Below are 20,221 nucleotides of genomic sequence, written 5' to 3'. Positions count from 1 at the left end.
CCGGCCCCTGGTCGGGGTCCGGGCGCCCTCGCACGGCTGCCGGGTCAGATCAGCCCGTCCCACATCTGCTCAAGGAGTACGGACCACCAGCTCTCCGGCGACGCCAGCGCCGCCGCGTCCAGCGCCACCAGCTGGGCCTGGAAGTCGACCGTCCAGCGGCCCGCCTGCTCGGGGGTGAGCCCGAAGCGCAGCCGCCACATCCGGCCGAGCAGCGCCATCGAGCGCTGGAACTCCGGCAGCCCGGTGTTCACGAACTGCGGCGCCACCGACTGACCGTGCCCGCCCGCGGGGGAACCCGCCTCGACCGGCACGGCCACGATGTTCGCCGTGCCGTACTGGACGCAGATCGCCCGGCCGAAATCGGTCCCCATGACGAGGTACGACCCGGCGTCCGGGGCGGCCTGCACCTGCCGCTGCGCGGCGAGCTCGGCCAGCGTCGGCACCACCGGCCGGCCCGGCTGTGCCCAGAAGAACGGCCCGAAGTCGGCGGGCAGCCCCGCCCACACCAGGGTCTGTGCCACGGTCTCGGGCACACCCTGACGGGACACCGCGCGCTGGTCGAAGCGGAGGATGCCCTGCGGGCCGAAGCTCTGCAGCAGTTCCTGCGCGACGACCTCCGGCGGCACCTGCGGCGCGGGCGGCATCTGCGGCAGCGGCGCACGCACCGGCGCCGGGCGCGCCGGCCCGTCCGCCACCTGGTGCAGCTCGCCCTGATGCGTGAGCAGATGCTGCATGCCCTGCTGCCGGCTGGCGTGATCGGTGCCGTACGGGGCGACGCTGGTGATCCGCACCTGCGGCCAGGTCTCACGGATCATCCGCGCGCAGTAACCACCGGGCAGCTCGCACGACGCCAGCTCGGTGTGCAGCTCGATGACCTGCTGCGGCGGCACGTTCATGGCCCGCAGCTCATGCAGCATCTGCCACTCGGGGTGCGGGGTGCCGGGCGCCGAGCGGCGGATCAGTTGCTGCTCGCTGCCGTCGGGCGCGCGGTAGCGCAGCACGGCCTGATAGCCGGGGCCGACGGTCGGCTGACCGCTCGGCGCCTGCGGATAGCCGTACGCCGGGGGCGGCGGGGTGTGCGGATTCGGCGGTACGGGGCCGGGGCCGACGCCCTGCGGCATTCCGGGCGGGCCGGGGGGACCGGGGGGCTGCGGGGCGCCGGGGCCACCCATGCTCGGATCGGCCAGCATCGTCGCCGCATGATGCACACCCCCACCCGGCGGCGGCGTCGAACCAGGAGGCACCGGCGCACCCGGAACACCCGGCCGACCGGGCGGACCGGGAGGCTGCGGCACACCGGGAGGCTGCGGCGCACCGGGACCGCCCATGCTCGGATCGGCCAGCATCGTCGCCGCATGGTGCACACCCCCACCCGGCGGAGGCGTCGAACCAGGAGGCACCGGCGGACCCGGAGGGCCAGGAGGCAGCGGCGCACCAGGAACCCCCGGCGCACCTTGCTGGGAGACAAGCCCGCCCGGCAGATACCCGCCCGCCGGAGCGCCGGGCGCACCCGGTCCCGAGGGCGGCGGCACGGGAGCGCCGGGCCGGGCGCCCGGCACACCGGGGGCACCGGGCGGCGGCGGGGTCGTCGAACCGCCCCCGCGCGTACCGCGCGGCGGCACGGCCGCCTTGCGGGTGGTCGCGTCCGCTATGTCACCGGCGCCGGGAGCGCCCGGGGCGCCCTGGGCGGGTGCCCCGGAAGCGGGGCCGCCGGCACCCTGCGGTTCCAGGCCGGGGACGATCGCGGTCCTGGGCAGCCGGCTGCCGCCGGACATCAGGGCGGTCGGCGCGTCGGCGGGCACGACCGGCGGCGGGGTGCCGTCGTCGTCGGAGCCCGAGAGCGGCGGCGCGAACACCGTGGCGGGCAGCGGCACCGCACCGTCGTCGGAGTCCGCGTTGGTGTCGGTCCCGGTCCAGGGGGTGGCACCGGCGGGCACGTTCGGCGGGGAGACCGGAACGCCGTCGTTGGCGGTGGGCTCGTACGCGGCCTGCCCGCCCCGCGCCGCCGCGGGCACGGGGGCGGCAGGGGCGACGGGGGGCCGCGCGCCCCCGTCCCGGTCCGCCCGGTGGTCCGGGATGCCCAGCTTGTCGGCCGCCTCCTGGAGCCACTCCGGAGGGCTCAACAGGAAGGACGTCTGATTCAGGTCGATGCGCTGCGGCGGCTCCGGAGCGACCGGTGCCACGTCCTGCGCGCCGTACTCCTCCTCGTAGCGCCGGATCACCTCGCCCACCGGCAGCCCCGGCCACAGGGTGGCCTCACCGCTGTCCCGGGCGATCACCAGCCGCTGCCGACCGCCGTCCGAGACGGGACCATCGGCACGGTCCTCGCCCCACACCACGAAGCCCAGCTCGAACTCCCGCACCCGCACCTCGCGGTGCTGGTACGCGGGCATGTCGCCGTTGATCCAGTCGTCCGCGCGCTCCTGCGCCTGCGCGAAGGTCACCATCGCGCTCACCCCTCCACCGGGACGGCCCGCGCGAAGCCGCCGTCCACCATCAGGTTCGCCACGGTCTCCAGCTCCGGCGGGTTGCCCGCCAGACGCTGAAGGAAGGCGTCGAAGTCACCGCCGCACGGCAGCAGCAGCCGGTCCACCCGCTCCTGCACGTTCCAGCCGTCCTGGTCCCGGGCGTCGTCGTACGCGCAGAACCAGACCGAACCGACACCGTTGCCCTTCACCTTCACCGCGAGGATGCCGCCCTGGACGAAGGCGACGCCCAGGTAGTCCTTGGTGAGGTGGTCCCGCAGGCACTTGTTGACGTACACCAGATCGTTCACGGCGGCCTCCTCGCGCACCGTGAAGAACGGCTGGTCGACCAGGAGACCGAGCTCCGCGTCGAGCGCCGCGCCGACCGGGGCCGAGCCGCCCGCCGCCTTGAGGAAGGAGCGGTAGGCGCCGGGCAGCCGGTACCCGAGGTCCTCCTCGACGCCCAGGATCTGCTGCTCGCTCACCGCGACGGCACCCTTGGGCAGCCGGAAGTGCGCGGGCCGCGTCTCCTGCAGCGGGCGGGTGCCGCGCTTGTTCTGGTCGACCGCGGTGGCGGCCAGGCCGCCGTGGTGCCGGAGCAGCGCCTTGACCTCGACCGGGATCAGTTCCATACGACGGCCGCCGGGCGCGTGGTGCCAGGTCCAGCCGTGCGGGGTGGCGACCGCGGGAATCGTGTCCCACAGTTCATGGCCGGACGCCGCCAGCGCCGCGTTGGCCGAGACGTAGTCGGTCAGCCGCAGTTCGTCGACGCCGAAGCCCTGCGGGGGCTCGGCGATCTCGGCGGCGGCGCGCGCGTACGGCGCGAAGTCCGGGCTGCCGTTCTCGTCCATGCGCACACCTCTGGGGTGGCGGGACGCCCGGACCGGGTCCGGGAAATGCACGAGCTGCCCGGCGTAGGCCGCGTTCGGTGGCGCGGCTTGCTGCCCGAGCCGACCTGTCGTCATGGCGGTTGCCCCCTGCTGCGTCTGACTGGTGAGGACCGACCTGCCCAAGGGGCGGTCCGGGCACAGCCTATGCGGTGGCGCAAGAGGGGGTCCCGCCCCCGGGCCCGCCGTCACGAACCGTCACAGCGGCGTGACGGACGGGCGACGCCACTGCCACCGCGAGGCGACACGGACGGGTGTATCCCTGCCCCAGCTTTCCGACCAGCCGGGACATTTGGCAGGCTGTCACCGCAACTCGGGGGGCGTGCACATCGCGCAGCTGCCGCTGCGGGCACGGGAGGGAAACGCACCATGCACACTGCACAACCAGTCACATCCGGGGACCCACGCCTCAGCTGGAGCAGCACCGAGGCCGGCAGCACGCCCCGCCTGCACCACCGCCGCGACGGCATCCTGCCCGCGGTGGCGGCGGCGCTGTCCGTACGCGGCGAGACGCTCACCTGCACCGCGGGCAAGGGCGACCAGCCGCCCGTGCTGCACCCGCTGGTCCAGGACTTCCTCGACACCCTCACCAGCGGCCAGCGCGAACGCTTCACCGGCCGCTGCCCCGAGGCGATACTGCTCTCCCGGCAGCTCACCGCGGCGGAGGCCGGCCGTTCCAAGCGGGCCCAGCGCAAGCCGCTGACCAACGGCGAGGCCCGCCGCGCGCTGAAGCACTCGCGACTCACCGCACGGCGCATCCGTGAGGACGGCGACCCGATGCACGGCAGTTACGCGCCGCCGTGCCGCTCCTGCACGGCGATGCTCGCCCATTTCGGCGTACGTCCCGTCGACCTCACGACCACCAAGGCGGCGACCACCGCCGAGAAGGGCTGATCGCGCGCCGATGCACGACCGAACCGACCTACCCGAACAGGCGGGCCCCACGGGCCGCGACCGCCATGCCTCGACCCGCTTCCCCGTCGCCGTCGACGCCGCCCTGCGTGCCGCGGGCTGGCAGCCCGGCCGCTGGGACATCCGGCAGGCCGAGGAGTGGGCCGACGCGCTGCGCTCGCACGCCTCGCCCGCCGGCCATCAGCACGCGATCTTCCCCGCGGCCGTGGAGGCGTGGGCGGAGTTCGGCGGACTGCACATCACGGCGTCCGCGCCTGGCCGGCAGATCGCACCGGCCCCGGTGCGCATCGACCCGATGTGCGGGCTGCATCTCGCCCGCACGCTCGGTGACCTCGGCCGGGCGCTGGAGACCGAGGTCAGCCCGCTGGGCGAGGAGGGGGACGGGCAGGCGGTCCTCGCGATCGACACCGAAGGACGCGTGTACAGCGTCGACCACACCGGGGACTGGTACCTCGGCCCGGACATCGACCAGGCGTTGGCCACCCTGGTCGGCGGCATCCAGCCGGAACGCCTGGTCTCGGGCTGACCGGCCCGATCCTCCGGCCCGCCGGCACGTTCCGGCCCTCAGGCCGCCCCCTGGTCCGGCAGCACCGCCGACACCCGGAAGCCCCCCGCGTCCGTCGGGCCGGAGACGAAGACGCCGCCGAGCCCCAGCACCCGCTCCCGCATGCCGACGAGCCCGTTGCCCCCGCTCGGCAGCCCCGCGTCCGCCGTGGCCGCGTCCGACGGGCCGTTCTCCACCTGCATCGCGAACTCCGCGCCACGGTGCGCGAGCCGTACCCACGTCTTCGCGCCCGCCGCGTGCTTGTGCACGTTCGTCAGGGCCTCCTGCACCACCCGGTACGCGGTCTGCTCCACCTCGGGCGCGTACGGGCGGACCTCGCCGTCCACCGAGAGCTCCACGGTCATGCCGGCCGCCCTGGACTCCCCGACCAGGGTCTCCACCTCGTGCAGCCGGGGCCCGTCCTCCGCCGCCGCGGCAGCCGCGGCGGCGGCCGCCTTCCCGACCGAGGCGAGCGGCACCTGCGCCGACCGGGGCGTCACCGGATCCCCCGCCCGCAGCACCCCGAGCATCTCGCGCAGCTCGGTCAGCGCCTGGCGGCCCATGTCGCCGACCAGCGCGGCGTTCCGCACCGCCTTCGCCGGGTCCTTCGGCGCGACGGCCTGGAGCGCGGCGGCGTGCACGACCATCAGGCTGACCCGGTGGGCGACCACGTCGTGCATCTCGCGGGCGATCCTGGTGCGCTCCTCCGTACGCGCCCATTCGGCCCGCTCCTCGGCGCGGTCGGCGAGCAGCGACAGTTCCCGCTCCAGCGAGTCCGCCCGCTCCCGCAGGCTCTCCATCAGCCGGCGCCGCGCCCCTATGTAGAGGCCGAACAGCACGGGCGGCGCGGTGAGCCCGAGGGACATGAAGAGGGACATCAGCGGCACGTACCAGTTGCCGGGCCCGAAGTCGGCCTGCTGGGAGACGCTCTGCCGCAGCCGTACGTACGTGACGATGAACGTCCCCGCGAAGGACATCCCCATCAGCACCGCGGTGATTCTCCGCGGTACCTCGGAGGCGGCCAGCGTGTAGAGGCCGACCAGGCCCATCAGGAAGCCCATCTCGGCGGGCGTGGTCGCGATCGACACCAGCACCACGGCGATCGGCCAGCGCCGCCGCACCACCAGTACGGACCCCGCGAGCAGCCCGAACACCACGCCGACCGGCACCGGCAGCCCGGTGTCCTGGGCGAACTCCACCCCTTCCAGTGCGCATTCCAGCGCCGACAGGAGCGCGAGCCCCACGTCCAGAGCGACGCCGCGCCGCCGCTCCCACCACCCATAGCCGCGGGTGGTCGTACCCGCGGCTTCCCGGTATGCCCCCGTTGCGGTCATGGCGTCCAGCCTACGGGCGGGCGCACCTCGTTCTGGGGTGACCTGGGCAGCACGTACGTCTGCCGAACAGAGATCGAACCACCACTTATCGCTTGAAATAGTGAATCGATCAGGCTTTCGCACCGGACGTCCGCATTCCGGACGACGCTCGGCGCATGACGGAAATCACGAGCAAGTACGCCGACTTCGAAGGGCTGCGCGAACAGGCGATCGCCCTGCGTCGGCAGGGTCTCAGCCGCCGACAGATCCGCGACCGGCTCCACGTCCACAACAACGACATCCTCAACCGCCTCCTGGAGGGCGAGCCCGCCCCCGAGTGGACGAAGCGCCCGAACGCCAAGGACGGCCTGCGGGAGAAGGCGCGGGAGCTGAGGCGTCAGGGCATGACGTACGACCGGATCCAGGTGGAGCTGGGCTGCTCGAAGAGCTCGATCTCACTGTGGGTGCGGGATCTCCCGAAGCCTGTTCCCGATCACAGTGCTGTCGAGCAGGCTCGCCTTGCCGGGCGGATGCGCTGGGACCACGAGCTGGCGGTACGGGACGCCACGCGGCAGCAGACGAAGGACGCCGCGGAGGGCGAGGTGGGAACGATGAGTGACCGAGAACTCTTCTTCGCAGGTGTGGCCCTCTACTGGGCGGAGGGGAGCAAGGACAAGCCGTACAGCCGACGGGAGACAGTCACCTTCATCAACAGCGACCCGGACGTCGTGAAGGTCTTCCTCGCATGGCTCGACCTGCTCGGCATCGCGCGGGAACGCCTGCAGTACCGAGTGATGATCCATGAGTCCGCCGACGTGACGGCCGCCGAGCTCTCCTGGGCCGACCTGGTTCATGCAGACGTCTCGATCTTCCGGAAGACGACGCTGAAGAAGCACAACCCCAAGACGGTACGGAAGAACGTGGGCGCCGAGTACAGGGGATGTCTTGTCGTCCGGGTGTCCAAAGGCGCCGACTTGTATCGTCGTATTGAGGGATGGTGGCGCGGAATCGCCACCCAAGCCCAACTCCGGCTCGGGTAAGGTCTGACGCAGTGATCCGCCGTAGTGTAATCGGCAGCACGGCATCCTTTGGAGATGTTCGGTCTAGGTTCGAGTCCTAGCGGCGGAGCCCACAAAATGCGGGCCCCGACCACCACGGTCGGGGCCCGCACGCATGTCCGACTCCCACGCCCCCGGTATCCTTCGGATGTCCCCCACCCGAAGCCGAAGGACATACCCGTGAGCGCCAACCGCCCGGCAGCCGTCGTCGTCCTCGCAGCGGGTGAGGGCACCCGCATGAAGTCGAAGACCCCCAAGGTCCTGCACGAGATCTCCGGGCGCTCGCTCGTCGGACATGTCGTCGCCGCCTCCCGAGAACTGGACCCCGAGCACCTCGTCGTGGTCGTCGGCCACGAGAGCGAGCGGGTCAGCGCGCACCTCACCGCCGTCGACGACCTGCTGCGGACCGCCCACCAGGCCGAGCAGAGGGGCACCGGCAACGCCGTGCGTGTCGGTCTCGACGAGCTCGGCGGGGCCGTCGAGGGCACCGTGATCGTCGTCTGCGGCGACACCCCGCTGCTCTCCGGCGAGACCCTCACCGCGCTCGCCGCCACCCACACGGCCGACTCCAACGCCGTCACCGTGCTGACCGCCGAGGTCCCGGACTCCACCGGCTACGGCCGGATCGTCCGCGACCCGGCCACCGGCGCGGTCACCGAGATCGTCGAGCACAAGGACGCCACCGAGGCCCAGCGCGCGATCCGGGAGATCAACTCCGGGGTCTTCGCCTTCGACGGCCGACTGCTCGCGGACGCCCTCGGCAAGGTCCGCGCCGACAACAGCCAGGGCGAGGAGTACCTCACCGATGTGCTCTCGATCCTGCGCGAGGCCGGACACCGGGTCGGCGCCTCGGTCGCCGTCGACCACCGCGAGATCCTCGGCATCAACAACCGGGTCCAGCTGGCCGAGGCCCGGCGGCTGCTGAACCAGCGGCTGCTGGAGCGCGCCATGCTGGCCGGTGTGACCGTCGTGGACCCCGCGTCCACGCTGATCGACGCCACCGTCACCTACGAGCGGGACGCGATCGTGCACCCGGGCACCCAGCTGCTCGGCGCCACGCACCTGGGCGAGGACGCCGAGGTCGGCCCCAACACCCGGCTCACGGACACCGCCGTGGGCGCGGGCGCGCGGGTGGACAACACGGTCGCGGACCGGGCCGAGGTCGGCGAGGGCGCCACGGTGGGCCCGTACGCCTATCTGCGTCCCGGCACGAAGCTCGGGCCGAAGGCCAAGGCCGGTACGTACGTGGAGATGAAGAACGCCACGATCGGCGAGGGCACCAAGGTCCCGCACCTGAGCTACGTCGGCGACGCGACGATCGGCGACCACACCAACATCGGCGCCGCCAGCGTCTTCGTGAACTACGACGGCGTGGCCAAGCACCACACCACCATCGGCTCCCACTGCCGTACTGGGTCGGACAATATGTTTGTGGCGCCCGTCACGGTCGGGGACGGTGTCTACACCGCGGCCGGCTCGGTCATCACCAAGGACGTGCCGTCCGGTTCGCTGGCCGTCGCCCGCGGCCAGCAAAGGAATATCGAGGGTTGGGTGGCCCGCAAGCGTCCGGGAAGTGCCGCCGCGCAGGCTGCTCAGGCCGCCGCTTCGGAGCGTGAAGGCGAAAGCTGACCGGAAACAGGTGCGCCGAGCACAGCGTACCGTGATAGATGCTCATCCCATTTCGGCTGGCTCGTCGCACATCGGGACACATGCGCGGCGCCAGGAACACGTCTGAGGAGACTGTGCTGTGACCGGGATCAAGACGACCGGCGAGAAGAAACTGATGCTCTTCTCCGGCCGCGCCCACCCCGAGCTGGCCGAGGAGGTTGCGCACCAGTTGGGTGTCGGCCTCGTGCCGACGAAGGCCTTCGATTTCGCCAACGGCGAGATCTACGTCCGCTTCCAGGAGTCCGCCCGCGGCGCCGACTGCTTCCTGATCCAGAGCCACACCGCTCCGATCAACAAGTGGATCATGGAGCAGCTCATCATGCTGGACGCGCTGAAGCGCGCTTCGGCCCGTTCCATCACGGTGATCGTGCCGTTCTACGGCTATGCCCGCCAGGACAAGAAGCACCGTGGCCGCGAGCCGATCTCGGCCCGTCTGGTCGCCGACCTGATGAAGACGGCGGGTGCCGACCGCATCCTCACCATCGACCTGCACACCGACCAGATCCAGGGCTTCTTCGACGGCCCGGTCGACCATCTCTTCGCGCTGCCGATACTGGCCGACTACGTCGGTGCCAAGGTCGACCGCTCGAAACTGACGATTGTCTCCCCGGACGCCGGTCGTGTGCGCGTCGCCGACCGCTGGTGCGACCGTCTGGACGCCCCGCTGGCGATCGTCCATAAGCGCCGTGACAAGGATGTCGCCAACCAGGTGACCGTCCACGAGGTCGTCGGCAACGTCAAGGGCCGGGTCTGCGTCCTGGTCGACGACATGATCGACACCGGCGGCACCATCTGCGCCGCCGCCGACGCCCTGTTCGCGCACGGCGCCGAGGACGTCATCGTGACGGCGACGCACGGTGTGCTCTCCGGTCCGGCCGCGGACCGTCTGAAGAACTCCAAGGTCAGTGAGTTCGTCTTCACGGACACCCTGCCGACCCCGGGCGAGCTGGAGCTCGACAAGATCACGGTGCTCTCGATCGCCCCGACGATCGCCCGCGCGGTGCGCGAGGTCTTCGAGGACGGCTCGGTCACCAGCCTCTTCGAGGAGCAGTAGGAACAGCGCCGCCGTAGATCCACTTTGGGTGCGGCCTCCCCGCCGGGTAGACTCAGCGAGTTGCTCGGCGAGGGAGGCCGTACTCATGTGTACGGCGGTCCGTTATCGACGCGCTCTTCGTAGCAGGCCTGTCGTGGGCCGGGTGACCGTCCAAGTTTCGTCACCCTACGAGGAGTGCAGTCATGGCTGAGGTCAAGCTCGCCGCCCAGGCCCGTACCGAGTTCGGCAAGGGCGCCGCCCGTCGCACCCGCCGCGCCAACCTGGTTCCCGCGGTCATCTACGGCCACGGTGCCGAGCCGGTTCACATCACCCTGCCGGGCCACGACCTGATGATGGCGCTCAAGACCGCCAACGTCCTGATCGGTCTGGAGATCGAGGGCAAGGACACCCTGGTCATCCCCAAGGCCGTGCAGCGCAACGCGATCAAGGGCGACATCGAGCACGTGGACCTGCTGACGGTCAAGCGCGGCGAGAAGGTCAGCGTCGAGATCGCCGTGCACGTCGAGGGCGACCTGGCCCCGGGCGGCAACCTCCTGGAGTACGTGCAGAACACGCTGCTCGTCGAGGCCGAGGCCACCCACATCCCCGAGTCCGTCACGGTCTCCATCGCGGGCCTGGACGCCGGCGACTCGATCCTCGCCAAGGACGTCCCGCTGCCCAAGGGCTCCGTGCTGGCCGGTGACGAGGACGCCATCGTCCTGCAGGTCGTCGCCGCGCAGGCCGAGGAGCCGGCCGCGGAGGCCGCCGAGGGCGCCGAGGCCTGAGCCTCGCCCTCCCGGCTTCACTGATTCACTGCTTCACTGACGGGGCGGCGGTTCCTTATCCAGGGCCCGCCGCCCCGTTTCCCTGTATCCGGGCCATCCGGAACCATCCGTACGCGAAGGAGACCGAGCGCAGATGTCCGACGCCACCGAACCCTGGCTCATCGTGGGCCTCGGCAACCCCGGTCCCGATTACGCGGCGAACCGGCACAACGTCGGTTTCATGGTCGCCGATCTCCTCGCCGAGCGGATCGGCGGGAAGTTCAAGCGGGCCCAGAAGGCCCAGGCGCAGGTCGTCGAGGGCCGCATGGGCCCGCCGGGACCGGAGAACCGCCGGGTGATCCTGGCCAAGCCGATGTCGTACATGAACCTCTCCGGCGGCCCCGTCACCGCGCTGCGCGACTTCTACAAGGTGCCGACCGACCACGTCGTGGCGATCCACGACGAGCTGGACATCGACTACGGGACGCTCCGGCTGAAGCTGGGCGGCGGCGACAACGGGCACAACGGGCTCAAGTCGATGACCAAGGCGATGGGTGCCGACTACCACCGGATCCGGTTCGGGATCGGCCGGCCGCCGGGCCGGATGCAGGTCGCGGACTTCGTGCTGAAGGACTTCTCGTCCACCGAGCGCAAGGAGCTCGGCTACTTCGTGGACCGGGCCGCCGACTCGGTGGAGTGCCTGCTGGCGGAGGGTCTGGAGCGCGCGCAGAGCGCGTACAACTCCTGATGCCCGCAGCGCGAATCGGGCGAGGCCGCGGCGCGCACAACTGCTGACATTCCCGCCGGTACCCCGGCGATTTTCGGCCACAAGTTGACCAGGCGCGCTGCTCTGCCCAAGGATCGCTCCCCATGAAGCGGAGCTCCTCCCACCGCGCCCTGGCCCACCTCCGAAGCGCCGCCATGGGCTGTGTCGTCCTGCTGCTGCTCGCCTCGGGCGGGTACTCCTCGTGGGGTTCGGCGCACCACATCGTTCTGGCCAAGGGCCGCGAGCACGGCACGATGACCGTCACGGGCTGCGGCGCCGATGTCTGCACCGGTCCGTTCGCGCCGTCCGGGCAGGACGCCGCGCGTTCCCGGGTGACGATCGACAAGTCCGTCGCGGTACGCAGGGGCGACCGTTTCCCGGTCGTCGTGAAGCCCGGCACGGACGATGTCGTACGCACCGGCACCGCCGGCTTCCTGCACGCCTGGGTGCCGCTGGGCGGCGCGCTGGTGCTGGCCGCCCTGATCATCGGCGGCGGTCTGCGGATGCCCCGGACGGCCTGGGGCACGGGGATCGCGGGCGCGGCCTTGCTGGTGGCGACGTTCTTCGCCCTGTGAGCGGGACCGCACCCGCGCCCCGGCGGCTCAGCCGGTGTTGCGCAGACCCGCGGCGACACCGTTCACGGTGAGCAGCAGGGCCCTGGCGAGCAGCGGGTCCGCTTCCTCGCCGCGTGCCGCCGCCCCGCGCTGACGGGCCAGCAGCGAGACCTGGAGGTAGGAGATCGGGTCCAGGTAGGCGTCCCGGATGGCGAAGGTCTGCTGGAGCACCGGGCTGGTGCTGAGCAGTTCGGAGCCGCCGGTGACCCTCAGTACTTCCTGGACCGTGAGCGCGTGCTCGGCCTCGATGTCGGCGAAGACGTGCTTCAGTTCGTCCGGGACGAGCGTGTCGACATAGTGGCGGGCGATCCGCAGATCGGTCTTGGCGAGCGTCATCTCGACGTTGGAGATGAAGTTCCGGAAGAAGTGCCAGTGCTCGTGCATCTCGTCCAGCACGGTGTCCGGACCGGCCTCGCGCAGCGCCTTGAGCCCGGAGCCGACGCCGTACCAGCCGGGCACGATCTGCCGTGACTGGGTCCAGCCGAAGACCCACGGGATGGCCCGCAGTCCGTCCAGACCGGCGCCGGAGTCCGGGCGCCGCGACGGACGGGACCCGAGGTGCAGCTCGGCGAGCTGGTCGACCGGGGTGGAGGCGAAGAAGTACGCGGGCAGGTCCGGGTCCTCGACCAGCCTGCGGTACGCGGCGTGCGCGGCGTCGGAGACGGTGTCCATCGCCGCGTCCCAGCGGGCGAGGGCCTCGTCGGACTGGCGGGGCGCGGTGTGCAGCGCGGAGGCCTGGAGGGTGGCCGCGACGGTCAGCTCCAGGTTCTCCCGGGCGAGCGCCGGGATGAGGTACTTGTCGGAGATGACCTCGCCCTGCTCGGTCACCTTGATCTCGCCTTCGAGGGTGCCCCAGGGCTGCGCGAGGATCGCGTCGTGCGAGGGGCCGCCGCCGCGGCCGACGGTGCCGCCGCGGCCGTGGAAGAGCCGCAGCCGTACGCCGTAGCGGTGCGCGACGTCGCGCAGCCGGCGCTGGGCGCGGTGGATCTCCCACTGCGAGGTGGTGATGCCGCCGAACTTGGAGGAGTCGGAGTACCCGAGCATGACCTCCTGCACATCGCCGCGCAGTGAGACGAGCCGGCGGTACGACGGGTCGGCGAGCATCTCGTCGAGGATGACGTCGGCGGCGCGCAGCTCGTCGGTGGTCTCCAGCAGCGGCACGATGCCGATCTTGGCCCAGCCGGCGTGCAGATCGATCAGTCCGGCCTCACGGGCCAGGACGGCGGCTGCGAAGACGTCGTCGGCGCCCTGGCACATCGAGATGATGTAGGACTCGATGACCTCGGGGCCGAAGCGCTCGAAGGCTTCCTTGACGGTGTGGAAGACGCCGAGGGTCTTCTCGCCCGCGGCGTCCAGCGGGGCCGGGGTCGGGGCGAGCGGGCGGCGCGAGCGGAGCTCCTTGGCGAGCAGCTTCTGCCGGTAGTCGCGCGGCATGTCGGCGTAGCGCCAGGACTCCTCGCCGAGCCGGTCGAAGAGCTGGCCGAGGGCGTGGTGGTGGGCGTCCGCGTGCTCGCGCACGTCCATGGTGGCGAGCTGCAGGCCGAACGCCGCGAGCGTGCGGATGGTGCGGTCCATCCGCCCGTCGGCGAACAGTCCGCCGCGGTGCTCGCGCAGCGAGGTCTGGATGAGCTCCAGGTCGGCGATGAGCTCGGCGGTGCCGAGGTAGTCGCAGCCGGGGCGGTGCGGGGTGCCGCCGGCCAGCCGCTCGCGGGTGTTGACGAGCTTCTGCCGGATGCAGGTGGCCTTGAGGCGGTACGGCTCCTCGGCGTTCAGCCGCTTGTAGCGCGGGCTGATCTCGGGGAGGCGCTCCAGATCGGCCTGGAGCGAGGTCAGCAGCTCGTCGGTGGCGCCGGTGTAGCGGATGGAGTTGGAGAGCAGGCCGCGCAGGTGGTCGACGAGCTCCAACGCGTCGGTGATGCCGTGCTCGTGCTGGAGGATCAGCACTTCCCGGGTGACGGCGGGCGTCACATTGGGGTTGCCGTCGCGGTCGCCGCCGATCCACGTGCCGAAGGTGAGGGGGCGGGTGCCCGCGGGCAGCTCGACGCCGACCCGCTCCAGCTCGGCCGCCAGGTCCTCCAGGACGTCCCCGACGGCGTTGGCGTGCAGTTCGTCGAGGTAGTAGATGGCGTTGCGGGCCTCGTCGGCGGGTTCGGGCCGGACCACACGCAGCTCGTCGGTCTGCCAGATGAGGTCGATGTTCTCCGCGAGCCGCAGATCCTGGCGGCGCCGGTCGGCGTCGATGACGGGCGTCTCCAGCAGCTCGGCGATGCGGCGGAGCTTGTTCAGCACGGAGCGTCGCGCGGCCTCGGTCGGGTGAGCGGTGAAGACGGGCCGGACGTTGAGGTTCTTGACGGTCTCGCGCAGGTGCTCCGGGTCCGCGTCCTTCAGCCGGTCGGCGGTACGCGCGAGGAGGCCGCCCTCGGCGGCGCGCCGGTCACGCATCTCGTGGGCGCGGTGGACCTGTTCGGTGACGTTGGCGAGGTGGAAGTAGGTGGAGAAGGCGCGCACGAGCCGTGCGGCGGTCTCCAGGTCGGTGTCGCCGAGGAGTTCGGCCGCGGCCTCGCCGTCGGTGCGGGTCAGGGCGCGGACCCGCTCGACGAGGTCGAGGAGTTCCTGCCCCTCCTGGCGTACGAGGGTCTCGCCCAGCAGGTCGCCGAGGCGGCGGATGTCGGCGCGCAGCTCGGGGCTGGCGGCGGGGGTCTGGTCGGCACTGCTCACAGTGTGCGGCTCCTTGCAGTGAATGAGGAGGTGTGTCGCGAAGCGACTCCCAACAAGGGTGGTGGTGGGAGACGTGCGGGCACGGGGTCTCCGAGGCCGCGGTCGGCAGCGGTGCTGACGCCACCCCGGGAAAGCAGAGTGCGGACCGCGCTGTCCGACCCCACCAGGATAGGTGTCCACGCCATCGGCGACGCTCGCGCCCCGTTCGGGTTTCCCTTCGGCGGGCGGTCCGTCGCGCTCTCGTGCCACGGGCCCCTGCGCTGCCATACTTACGTAGCCGTAGGTTACGGATGCGTAGCCAGAGCTGTCCGTCGTATTCCTCATCCCCAGGGGACTCCCCATGAACACCAGCCCCTCCGTGATCGACGACGCCCTGCCATCGGCGGCCGACGGTCAGTCCCTTTCCTCCGCCACGCTCGGCGGGGACAACAAACGGTCGATCGAGCAGATCGCCCTTCTGCTGTTCATCGTGGTGCCGTTCGTGGCGCTGGTCGCCGCGGTGCCGCTGGCCTGGGGCCGGGGCGTGAGCTGGCTCGATCTGGGCCTGCTCGTGGCGATGTACTTCATCGGCTGCCACGGCATCACGATCGGCTTCCACCGCTACTTCACCCATGGTTCCTTCAAGGCGAAGCGTCCGCTGCGCATCGCCCTGGCCGTCGCGGGTTCGCTGGCCGTGGAGGGTCCGGTGGTGCGCTGGGTGGCCGACCACCGCAAGCACCACCGCTTCTCCGACGCGGAGGGCGACCCGCACTCGCCGTGGCGTTTCGGCGAGACCCTCCCCGCCCTGATGAAGGGGCTGTGGTGGGCCCACATCGGCTGGATGTTCGACGAGGAGCGGACCCCGCAGCAGAAGTACGCGCCCGACCTGGTCAAGGACCCGGCGATCCGCGCCGTCTCCCGTCATTTCCTCACCCTCACGATCGTGTCGCTGGCGATCCCGCCGCTGGTCGGCGGTCTGGTGACGATGTCGTGGTGGGGCGCGGCGACCGCCTTCTTCTGGGGCTCGCTCGTCCGGGTGGCGCTGCTGCACCACGTCACCTGGTCGATCAACTCGATCTGCCACGCGGTCGGCAAGCGCCCCTTCAGGTCCCGTGACCGGTCCGGCAACGTGTGGTGGCTCGCGGTCCTGTCCTGCGGCGAGTCCTGGCACAACCTGCACCACGCGGACCCGACGAGTGCGCGGCACGGGGTGATGCGGGGGCAGATCGATTCGAGCGCCCGGCTGATCCGCTGGTTCGAGAAGCTGGGCTGGGCCTCCGACGCGCGCTGGCCCGACTCCGCCCGGATCGCCTCCCGTCGTATCGGCGCCCGGCGCGACCCCGCGCGCGCCGACGCGGCATGATTGACGACGTGGCGACCGACTCCAGCACCAGCAGCGAGAACAAACGTCCCTCCTCCGCCCGGCGCACCCGCCGGGTGCGGATGACCGGCAAGGAACGCCGCGAGCAGCTGCTGGACATCGGCCGCACCCTCTTCGCCGACAAGGGCTTCGAGGGCACCTCGGTCGAGGAGATCGCGGCCCGCGCCGGTGTCTCCAAGCCGGTCGTCTACGAGCACTTCGGCGGCAAGGAGGGCCTGTACGCCGTCGTGGTCGACCGCGAGATGCGCCAGCTCCTCGACATGGTCACCGGCGCCCTGACCGCGGGCCATCCCCGCGAGCTCCTGGAGCAGGCCGCGTTCGCCCTGCTCGACTACATCGAGACGTACACGGACGGCTTCCGCATCCTGGTCCGCGACTCCCCCGTCGCCCAGTCGACCGGCACCTTCGCCTCCCTCATCAGCGACATCGCCACCCAGGTGGAGGACATCCTGGGCCTGGAGTTCAAGGCCCGCGGTTTCGACCCGAAGCTGGCCCCGCTCTACGCCCAGGCGCTGGTGGGCATGGTGGCCCTGACCGGCCAGTGGTGGGTCAACGCCCGCAGGCCGAAGAAGGCGGAGGTCGCGGCCCATCTGGTGAACCTGGCCTGGCACGGCCTGGAGAACCTGGAGTCGAAGCCGCGGCTGATCGGGCACCGGAAGAGCTGAGCAAGGGTGATAGTCACTCGTTGTGATGACATCACGGGAAAACGACCTCTACTGTGGTCGGTAGGGCCAAGAATCCCGTCCATGGGAGGAACCATGACCGCCGAGCCGATCACCGCGCGCAGCTCCCGCTGGCCGGTGCCGCCCCAGGACGGATACACGGTGGACGACCTGTTCACCTTGCCCGATCTCCCGCCGCACACGGAACTGCTTGACGGGAGCCTGGTTTTCTTGAGTCCGCAGCGCTTTTTCCACAGCTGCATGATCGATCTGTTGATGTGCGGCCTGCGGAGCTCCGCGCCGCGCGAGCTGAAGGCAGTGCGGGAGATGACGGTGGTCCTGGACCGCCGCAACGGCCCGGAGCCGGACATCTCCGTCGTGCACGCGGACTCGGTCACGGGGCCGGAACTGACCCGCTTCCAGGCCGCCGACGTCCTCCTCGCCGTCGAGGTCGTCTCCCCCGACTCGGAGGCCCGCGACCGCGACGCCAAGCCACAGAAGTACGCGGCGGCCGGTATCCCGAACTTCTGGCTGGTCGAGACGGCCGGCAGCGACCAGCACCCGGTGGTGCGGGTCTATGAGCTGGACCCGCTGTCCAAGGGGTACGCGCTGACCGGGATCCACCACGACCGGCTGAAGACCGGTGTTCCGTTCCCGATCGACATCGACATCACGCCGGACGCGCTCGACCGGCTCTGACTCCTCCGATCACTTCACCGGCTCCAGGAACTCCAGCCGGTTCCCCACCGGGTCGTGGCTGAAGAAGCGCCGGTGCCCCGGCAGGTCGCCGTCCCAGAGCACCTGTGCACCCTGTGCCTCCAGCCGGGCCGCGAACGCCTCGATGTCCGTGACGCGCAGGCCCGGGTGGGCCTTCCTCGCCGGGCGGAAATCGGGTTCGATGCCCAGATGGAGCTGGACCGGGCCGGCCCGGAACCAGCAGCCGCCGCGGGACGCGAGCGCCGGGGGCTTGGCGGTCTCCGTCATGCCGAGGGTGTCCACGTAGTACGTGCGCAGTGCGTCCTCCGAGCCTTCCGGGGCGGCCAGTTGGACGTGGTCGAGGGCGGCGATCATCACTTCTCCTTGCGGGCCACGGCGAAGACGCGCCGGAACGGGAAGACCGTGCCGTGCGGGCCCGCGGGGTACGCGGCGCGCAGCAGGTCGCGGTATTCGGCGAGAAAGGCCCCGCGCGCTTCGGGGTCGTCGGCCAGGGCGGTCAGGACGGGGCGCAGACCGGTGCCCTTCACCCAGTCGAGCACCGGGTCCTCGCCGTGCAGCAGATGCAGATACGTGGTCTCCCAGACGTCCGCCGTGATGCCGGGGGCCGTCAGCGCGTCGAGGTAGGCGGCGGGGGCGAGCACCGCGTCGGCGTGGCGCAGCTCGCCGCCCAGGCGGTCGCGCCAGCGCGGGGATCCGGCGAGCTCCCGCATCAGGGCGTGGCTGGGTTGGTCGAAGTTGCCGGGGACCTGGAAGGCGAACGTCCCGCCGGGGGTGATCGCGTCCAGCCAGCCGGGGAAGCGGGCGGTGTGGTCCGGGACCCACTGGAGCAGGGCGTTGGAGACGATCAGGTCGTACGGCTCGGCGGGGGTCCAGGTCGCGGCGTCGGCCTCGGCGAAGTCCAGGAGCGGGCCGGTGTGTTCCCGGGCCCGCTCCAGCATCTGCGGGGAGTTGTCGTAACCGGTGATCCGGGCCTTCGGCCAGCGGTCGGCGAGGAGGAGGGTGACGTTTCCCGCTCCGCAGCCGAGGTCGGCGATGCGGGGCGCGGGGGCGGCCGGAGGTTCGGCGATACGGGCCAGGAGGTCGCGGAAGGGGCGGGTGCGGTGGTCCGCGTGACGCAGGTACTGCTGCGGATCCCAGGTGGGTGCGGTCATGGAAGCAGGATCACGCAGAGGTATCTTGATTTCAAGACACTTGAATTCAAGAGACTTCATGTCGACAGACCCTCTACACTGATCCACATGGAGGACGAGGTCGACCGACTGGTCGCTGCATGGCGCCGCGAGCGCCCGGACCTCGACGTGGAACCACTCGAGGTGCTCAGCCGCGTCTCCCGCCTGGCCCGCCATCTGGACCGGGCCCGCCGGATCGCCTTCTCGGAGCACCATCTGGAGCCGTGGGAGTTCGACGTACTGACCTCCCTGCGTCGCGCGGGCGCGCCCTACCAGCTCTCCCCCGGCCAGCTGCTGACCCAGACCCTGGTCACGTCGGGCACGATGACCAACCGCATCGACCGGCTGACCAAGAAGAACCTCGTCGAGCGGCTCCCCGACCCCAGCGACCGCCGCGGCGTGCTCGTCCGGCTCACCGCCGAGGGCCGCGACAAGGCCGACCAGTCGCTGGCCGGCCTGCTCGCCCAGGAACGCGCCATCCTGAGCCGGCTCTCCACTCAGCAGCGCGCCCAACTGGCCGGACTGCTCCGCCAGTTGACCGCCCCGTTCGACAACATCCCGGGCTGACGGCCACCAGGCCGTAAGGGCTGTCCCGTAGGCCGTCTCGACCCGCGCGTCCTTCGTCCGGATCAGGGGCGGACGGACCCCAGGAGCACCGGTTCCAGGTCGACGGGGCCGACGCCCGCGCGCCGGGCCAGCGCGACCGCGGCCAGGGTTGAGTGCACGCCCAGCTTCCCCAGCACGTTCTGCATATGTGTACGGACCGTGTGCGGGGAGAGGAACAGCCGCTCCGCCACCGCCTTGCGGCCCAGCCCCGCCACCATGCAGCGCAGCACCTCGCGCTCGCGCGGGGTCAGCGACTCGACCAGCTGCTCGCTCTCGGTGCGGTGCTTGCGCGCCGCCGTCAGCTCCCGCAGCACGCCCGTGAGCAGGGCCGGGGGCAGATGCGTCTCGTCGCGCAGCACCCCCCGGACGACCGTGAGCAGCCGTTGCAGCGAGCAGTCCTTGGCGACCCAGCCCGAGGCCCCGGCCTGGAGGGCCAGCGCGGCGCGGGCCGGATCGTCCCGCTCGGCGAGCACCACCGTGCGCACGGAGGGCCGGCCCGCACGGACCGCGGCGACCAGCGAGATGCCGTCCACCGGACCGTCCTCCCCGCTGCGGGGGGCCGGGACGGGCGCCCGGCGGCCTCGCGTCGCGGCCAGGATGCCCAGTTCGGCGTCGATCAGCATCACGTCGTAGCCGCGCCCCTCGGCGGCGGCCCGCTCCAGACACCGCAGCGCGGCGGGGCCACTGCCCGCCGCCGCCACGTCGACGTCCGGCTCGGCCGCGAGCGCCGCTGCGAGCGACTCGGCGAAAATACGGTGGTCGTCCACCACGAGAACCCGGATACGAACCACAGGCACCCCCATACCGCCTCTGTTGCTGGGCCACCCCAGGCCCGCCGAAGGGACGGAACGGCGCGGGTACGGCCGCCCGGATCGGGGAGATGGACCGCAGTCCCACGGCCGCCGCCGTGTGTGCCGACTGCCACCCGCCCCGGGCGCCGTACCCGACTGTCTCGTACCCCTGAA

The 20,221-nt window shown here is 71.5% G+C and carries 19 protein-coding genes and 1 tRNA gene; 13 read left to right on the top strand and 7 right to left on the bottom strand.

Annotated features, from left to right (window positions below):
• Positions 1-44: 44 nt before the first annotated feature.
• Both ACZ68L_RS03345 and ACZ68L_RS03340 read right to left on the bottom strand, forming a co-directional pair.
• Positions 45-2,447 (bottom strand): SUKH-4 family immunity protein, encoded by a 2,403-nt coding sequence (locus ACZ68L_RS03345; RefSeq protein ID WP_469574003.1) that lies wholly within the window; start codon positions 2,445-2,447, stop codon positions 45-47.
• A 5-nt stretch (positions 2,448-2,452) separates the two neighbouring features.
• Positions 2,453-3,430, bottom strand: a complete 978-nt coding sequence (locus tag ACZ68L_RS03340; RefSeq protein ID WP_469573790.1) for an SMI1/KNR4 family protein — start codon at positions 3,428-3,430, stop codon at positions 2,453-2,455.
• A 291-nt stretch (positions 3,431-3,721) separates the two neighbouring features.
• On the opposite strand from ACZ68L_RS03340, the gene ACZ68L_RS03335 reads away from it, so the two are divergent.
• Together ACZ68L_RS03335 and ACZ68L_RS03330 are read left to right on the top strand one after the other, a co-directional pair.
• Positions 3,722-4,246, top strand: a complete 525-nt coding sequence (locus tag ACZ68L_RS03335) for a YwqJ-related putative deaminase (RefSeq protein WP_469573788.1) — start codon at positions 3,722-3,724, stop codon at positions 4,244-4,246.
• 10 nt (positions 4,247-4,256) lie between these two features.
• The gene (locus ACZ68L_RS03330; protein ID WP_469573787.1) at positions 4,257-4,790 is read left to right on the top strand and encodes an SUKH-3 domain-containing protein; all 534 of its coding nucleotides are present in this window, start codon (positions 4,257-4,259) and stop codon (positions 4,788-4,790) included.
• Between the two features lie 38 nt (positions 4,791-4,828).
• On the opposite strand, the gene ACZ68L_RS03325 is transcribed toward ACZ68L_RS03330, so the two are convergent.
• The gene (locus tag ACZ68L_RS03325) at positions 4,829-6,142 is read right to left on the bottom strand and encodes a sensor histidine kinase (RefSeq protein ID WP_469573786.1); all 1,314 of its coding nucleotides are present in this window, start codon (positions 6,140-6,142) and stop codon (positions 4,829-4,831) included.
• A gap of 155 nt (positions 6,143-6,297) precedes the next feature.
• Here ACZ68L_RS03325 and ACZ68L_RS03320 point away from each other — a divergent pair, with 155 nt between their 5' ends.
• The 7 genes from ACZ68L_RS03320 (at position 6,298) to ACZ68L_RS03290 (ending at position 11,985) form a co-directional block, all read left to right on the top strand.
• Complete coding sequence (locus tag ACZ68L_RS03320) at positions 6,298-7,161, top strand: hypothetical protein (protein WP_469573784.1); 864 nt, start codon at positions 6,298-6,300, stop codon at positions 7,159-7,161.
• Between the two features lie 15 nt (positions 7,162-7,176).
• Positions 7,177-7,249: transfer RNA gene (locus ACZ68L_RS03315), tRNA-Gln, on the top strand.
• A gap of 110 nt (positions 7,250-7,359) precedes the next feature.
• On the top strand, positions 7,360-8,808 hold the full coding sequence (gene glmU, locus ACZ68L_RS03310; RefSeq protein ID WP_469573782.1) for a bifunctional UDP-N-acetylglucosamine diphosphorylase/glucosamine-1-phosphate N-acetyltransferase GlmU: 1,449 nt from the start codon (positions 7,360-7,362) through the stop codon (positions 8,806-8,808).
• Positions 8,809-8,926: 118 nt separating this feature from the next.
• On the top strand, positions 8,927-9,901 hold the full coding sequence (locus tag ACZ68L_RS03305; protein WP_366135762.1) for a ribose-phosphate diphosphokinase: 975 nt from the start codon (positions 8,927-8,929) through the stop codon (positions 9,899-9,901).
• A 182-nt stretch (positions 9,902-10,083) separates the two neighbouring features.
• On the top strand, positions 10,084-10,665 hold the full coding sequence (locus tag ACZ68L_RS03300; RefSeq protein ID WP_469573781.1) for a 50S ribosomal protein L25/general stress protein Ctc: 582 nt from the start codon (positions 10,084-10,086) through the stop codon (positions 10,663-10,665).
• A 133-nt stretch (positions 10,666-10,798) separates the two neighbouring features.
• A complete protein-coding gene (gene pth / locus ACZ68L_RS03295; RefSeq protein ID WP_469573779.1) occupies positions 10,799-11,392 on the top strand; it encodes an aminoacyl-tRNA hydrolase in 594 nt (197 codons plus the stop codon).
• 122 nt (positions 11,393-11,514) lie between these two features.
• On the top strand, positions 11,515-11,985 hold the full coding sequence (locus tag ACZ68L_RS03290) for a hypothetical protein (RefSeq protein ID WP_469573778.1): 471 nt from the start codon (positions 11,515-11,517) through the stop codon (positions 11,983-11,985).
• A 27-nt stretch (positions 11,986-12,012) separates the two neighbouring features.
• Here the strand turns inward: ACZ68L_RS03290 and ppc are convergent, their stop codons facing one another.
• Entirely contained in the window at positions 12,013-14,742 is a 2,730-nt protein-coding gene (gene ppc / locus ACZ68L_RS03285; protein ID WP_469573776.1) for a phosphoenolpyruvate carboxylase, read from the bottom strand.
• Positions 14,743-15,082: 340 nt separating this feature from the next.
• On the opposite strand from ppc, the gene ACZ68L_RS03280 reads away from it, so the two are divergent.
• The 3 genes from ACZ68L_RS03280 to ACZ68L_RS03270 all read left to right on the top strand — a co-directional run bounded on the left by ACZ68L_RS03280 (position 15,083) and on the right by ACZ68L_RS03270 (position 17,463).
• Positions 15,083-16,084 (top strand): acyl-CoA desaturase, encoded by a 1,002-nt coding sequence (locus ACZ68L_RS03280; protein WP_469573775.1) that lies wholly within the window; start codon positions 15,083-15,085, stop codon positions 16,082-16,084.
• Positions 16,081-16,767, top strand: coding sequence for a TetR family transcriptional regulator (locus tag ACZ68L_RS03275; protein WP_469573774.1), 687 nt, complete (start codon positions 16,081-16,083; stop codon positions 16,765-16,767). Before ACZ68L_RS03280 ends, ACZ68L_RS03275 begins: the two co-directional genes overlap by 4 nt.
• A gap of 93 nt (positions 16,768-16,860) precedes the next feature.
• The gene (locus tag ACZ68L_RS03270) at positions 16,861-17,463 is read left to right on the top strand and encodes a Uma2 family endonuclease (RefSeq protein ID WP_469574002.1); all 603 of its coding nucleotides are present in this window, start codon (positions 16,861-16,863) and stop codon (positions 17,461-17,463) included.
• A 9-nt stretch (positions 17,464-17,472) separates the two neighbouring features.
• On the opposite strand, the gene ACZ68L_RS03265 is transcribed toward ACZ68L_RS03270, so the two are convergent.
• Both ACZ68L_RS03265 and ACZ68L_RS03260 read right to left on the bottom strand, forming a co-directional pair.
• Complete coding sequence (locus tag ACZ68L_RS03265; RefSeq protein WP_469573772.1) at positions 17,473-17,835, bottom strand: VOC family protein; 363 nt, start codon at positions 17,833-17,835, stop codon at positions 17,473-17,475.
• Positions 17,835-18,632 (bottom strand): trans-aconitate 2-methyltransferase, encoded by a 798-nt coding sequence (locus tag ACZ68L_RS03260; protein WP_469573770.1) that lies wholly within the window; start codon positions 18,630-18,632, stop codon positions 17,835-17,837. The genes ACZ68L_RS03265 and ACZ68L_RS03260 overlap by 1 nt, the downstream gene beginning before the upstream one ends.
• Before the next feature lie 87 nt (positions 18,633-18,719).
• On the opposite strand from ACZ68L_RS03260, the gene ACZ68L_RS03255 reads away from it, so the two are divergent.
• Positions 18,720-19,217, top strand: coding sequence for a MarR family winged helix-turn-helix transcriptional regulator (locus ACZ68L_RS03255; RefSeq protein ID WP_469573769.1), 498 nt, complete (start codon positions 18,720-18,722; stop codon positions 19,215-19,217).
• 62 nt (positions 19,218-19,279) lie between these two features.
• On the opposite strand, the gene ACZ68L_RS03250 is transcribed toward ACZ68L_RS03255, so the two are convergent.
• On the bottom strand, positions 19,280-20,059 hold the full coding sequence (locus tag ACZ68L_RS03250) for a LuxR C-terminal-related transcriptional regulator (protein ID WP_469573768.1): 780 nt from the start codon (positions 20,057-20,059) through the stop codon (positions 19,280-19,282).
• Between the last annotated feature and the right edge of the window lie 162 nt (positions 20,060-20,221).

It is taken from the genome of Streptomyces sp. NPDC104309 (assembly GCF_055584025.1).
The sequence above is the reverse complement of the archived record's forward strand: the minus strand, read 5'-3'. Positions and strand labels throughout refer to the sequence as shown.

Excerpts from the sequence above, each read along its gene's own strand:
- ACZ68L_RS03345 (WP_469574003.1), bottom strand. The coding sequence starts at position 2,447 with ATGGTGACCTTCGCGCAGGCGCAGGAGCGCGCGGACGACTGGATCAAC.
- ACZ68L_RS03340 (WP_469573790.1), bottom strand. The coding sequence starts at position 3,430 with ATGACGACAGGTCGGCTCGGGCAGCAAGCCGCGCCACCGAACGCGGCC.
- ACZ68L_RS03335 (WP_469573788.1), top strand. The coding sequence starts at position 3,722 with ATGCACACTGCACAACCAGTCACATCCGGGGACCCACGCCTCAGCTGG.
- ACZ68L_RS03330 (WP_469573787.1), top strand. The coding sequence starts at position 4,257 with ATGCACGACCGAACCGACCTACCCGAACAGGCGGGCCCCACGGGCCGC.
- ACZ68L_RS03325 (WP_469573786.1), bottom strand. The coding sequence starts at position 6,142 with ATGACCGCAACGGGGGCATACCGGGAAGCCGCGGGTACGACCACCCGC.
- ACZ68L_RS03320 (WP_469573784.1), top strand. The coding sequence starts at position 6,298 with ATGACGGAAATCACGAGCAAGTACGCCGACTTCGAAGGGCTGCGCGAA.
- ACZ68L_RS03300 (WP_469573781.1), top strand. The coding sequence starts at position 10,084 with ATGGCTGAGGTCAAGCTCGCCGCCCAGGCCCGTACCGAGTTCGGCAAG.
- pth (WP_469573779.1), top strand. The coding sequence starts at position 10,799 with ATGTCCGACGCCACCGAACCCTGGCTCATCGTGGGCCTCGGCAACCCC.
- ACZ68L_RS03290 (WP_469573778.1), top strand. The coding sequence starts at position 11,515 with ATGAAGCGGAGCTCCTCCCACCGCGCCCTGGCCCACCTCCGAAGCGCC.
- ACZ68L_RS03280 (WP_469573775.1), top strand. The coding sequence starts at position 15,083 with ATGAACACCAGCCCCTCCGTGATCGACGACGCCCTGCCATCGGCGGCC.
- ACZ68L_RS03275 (WP_469573774.1), top strand. The coding sequence starts at position 16,081 with ATGATTGACGACGTGGCGACCGACTCCAGCACCAGCAGCGAGAACAAA.
- ACZ68L_RS03270 (WP_469574002.1), top strand. The coding sequence starts at position 16,861 with ATGACCGCCGAGCCGATCACCGCGCGCAGCTCCCGCTGGCCGGTGCCG.
- ACZ68L_RS03265 (WP_469573772.1), bottom strand. The coding sequence starts at position 17,835 with ATGATCGCCGCCCTCGACCACGTCCAACTGGCCGCCCCGGAAGGCTCG.
- ACZ68L_RS03260 (WP_469573770.1), bottom strand. The coding sequence starts at position 18,632 with ATGACCGCACCCACCTGGGATCCGCAGCAGTACCTGCGTCACGCGGAC.
- ACZ68L_RS03255 (WP_469573769.1), top strand. The coding sequence starts at position 18,720 with ATGGAGGACGAGGTCGACCGACTGGTCGCTGCATGGCGCCGCGAGCGC.
- ACZ68L_RS03250 (WP_469573768.1), bottom strand. The coding sequence starts at position 20,059 with ATGGGGGTGCCTGTGGTTCGTATCCGGGTTCTCGTGGTGGACGACCAC.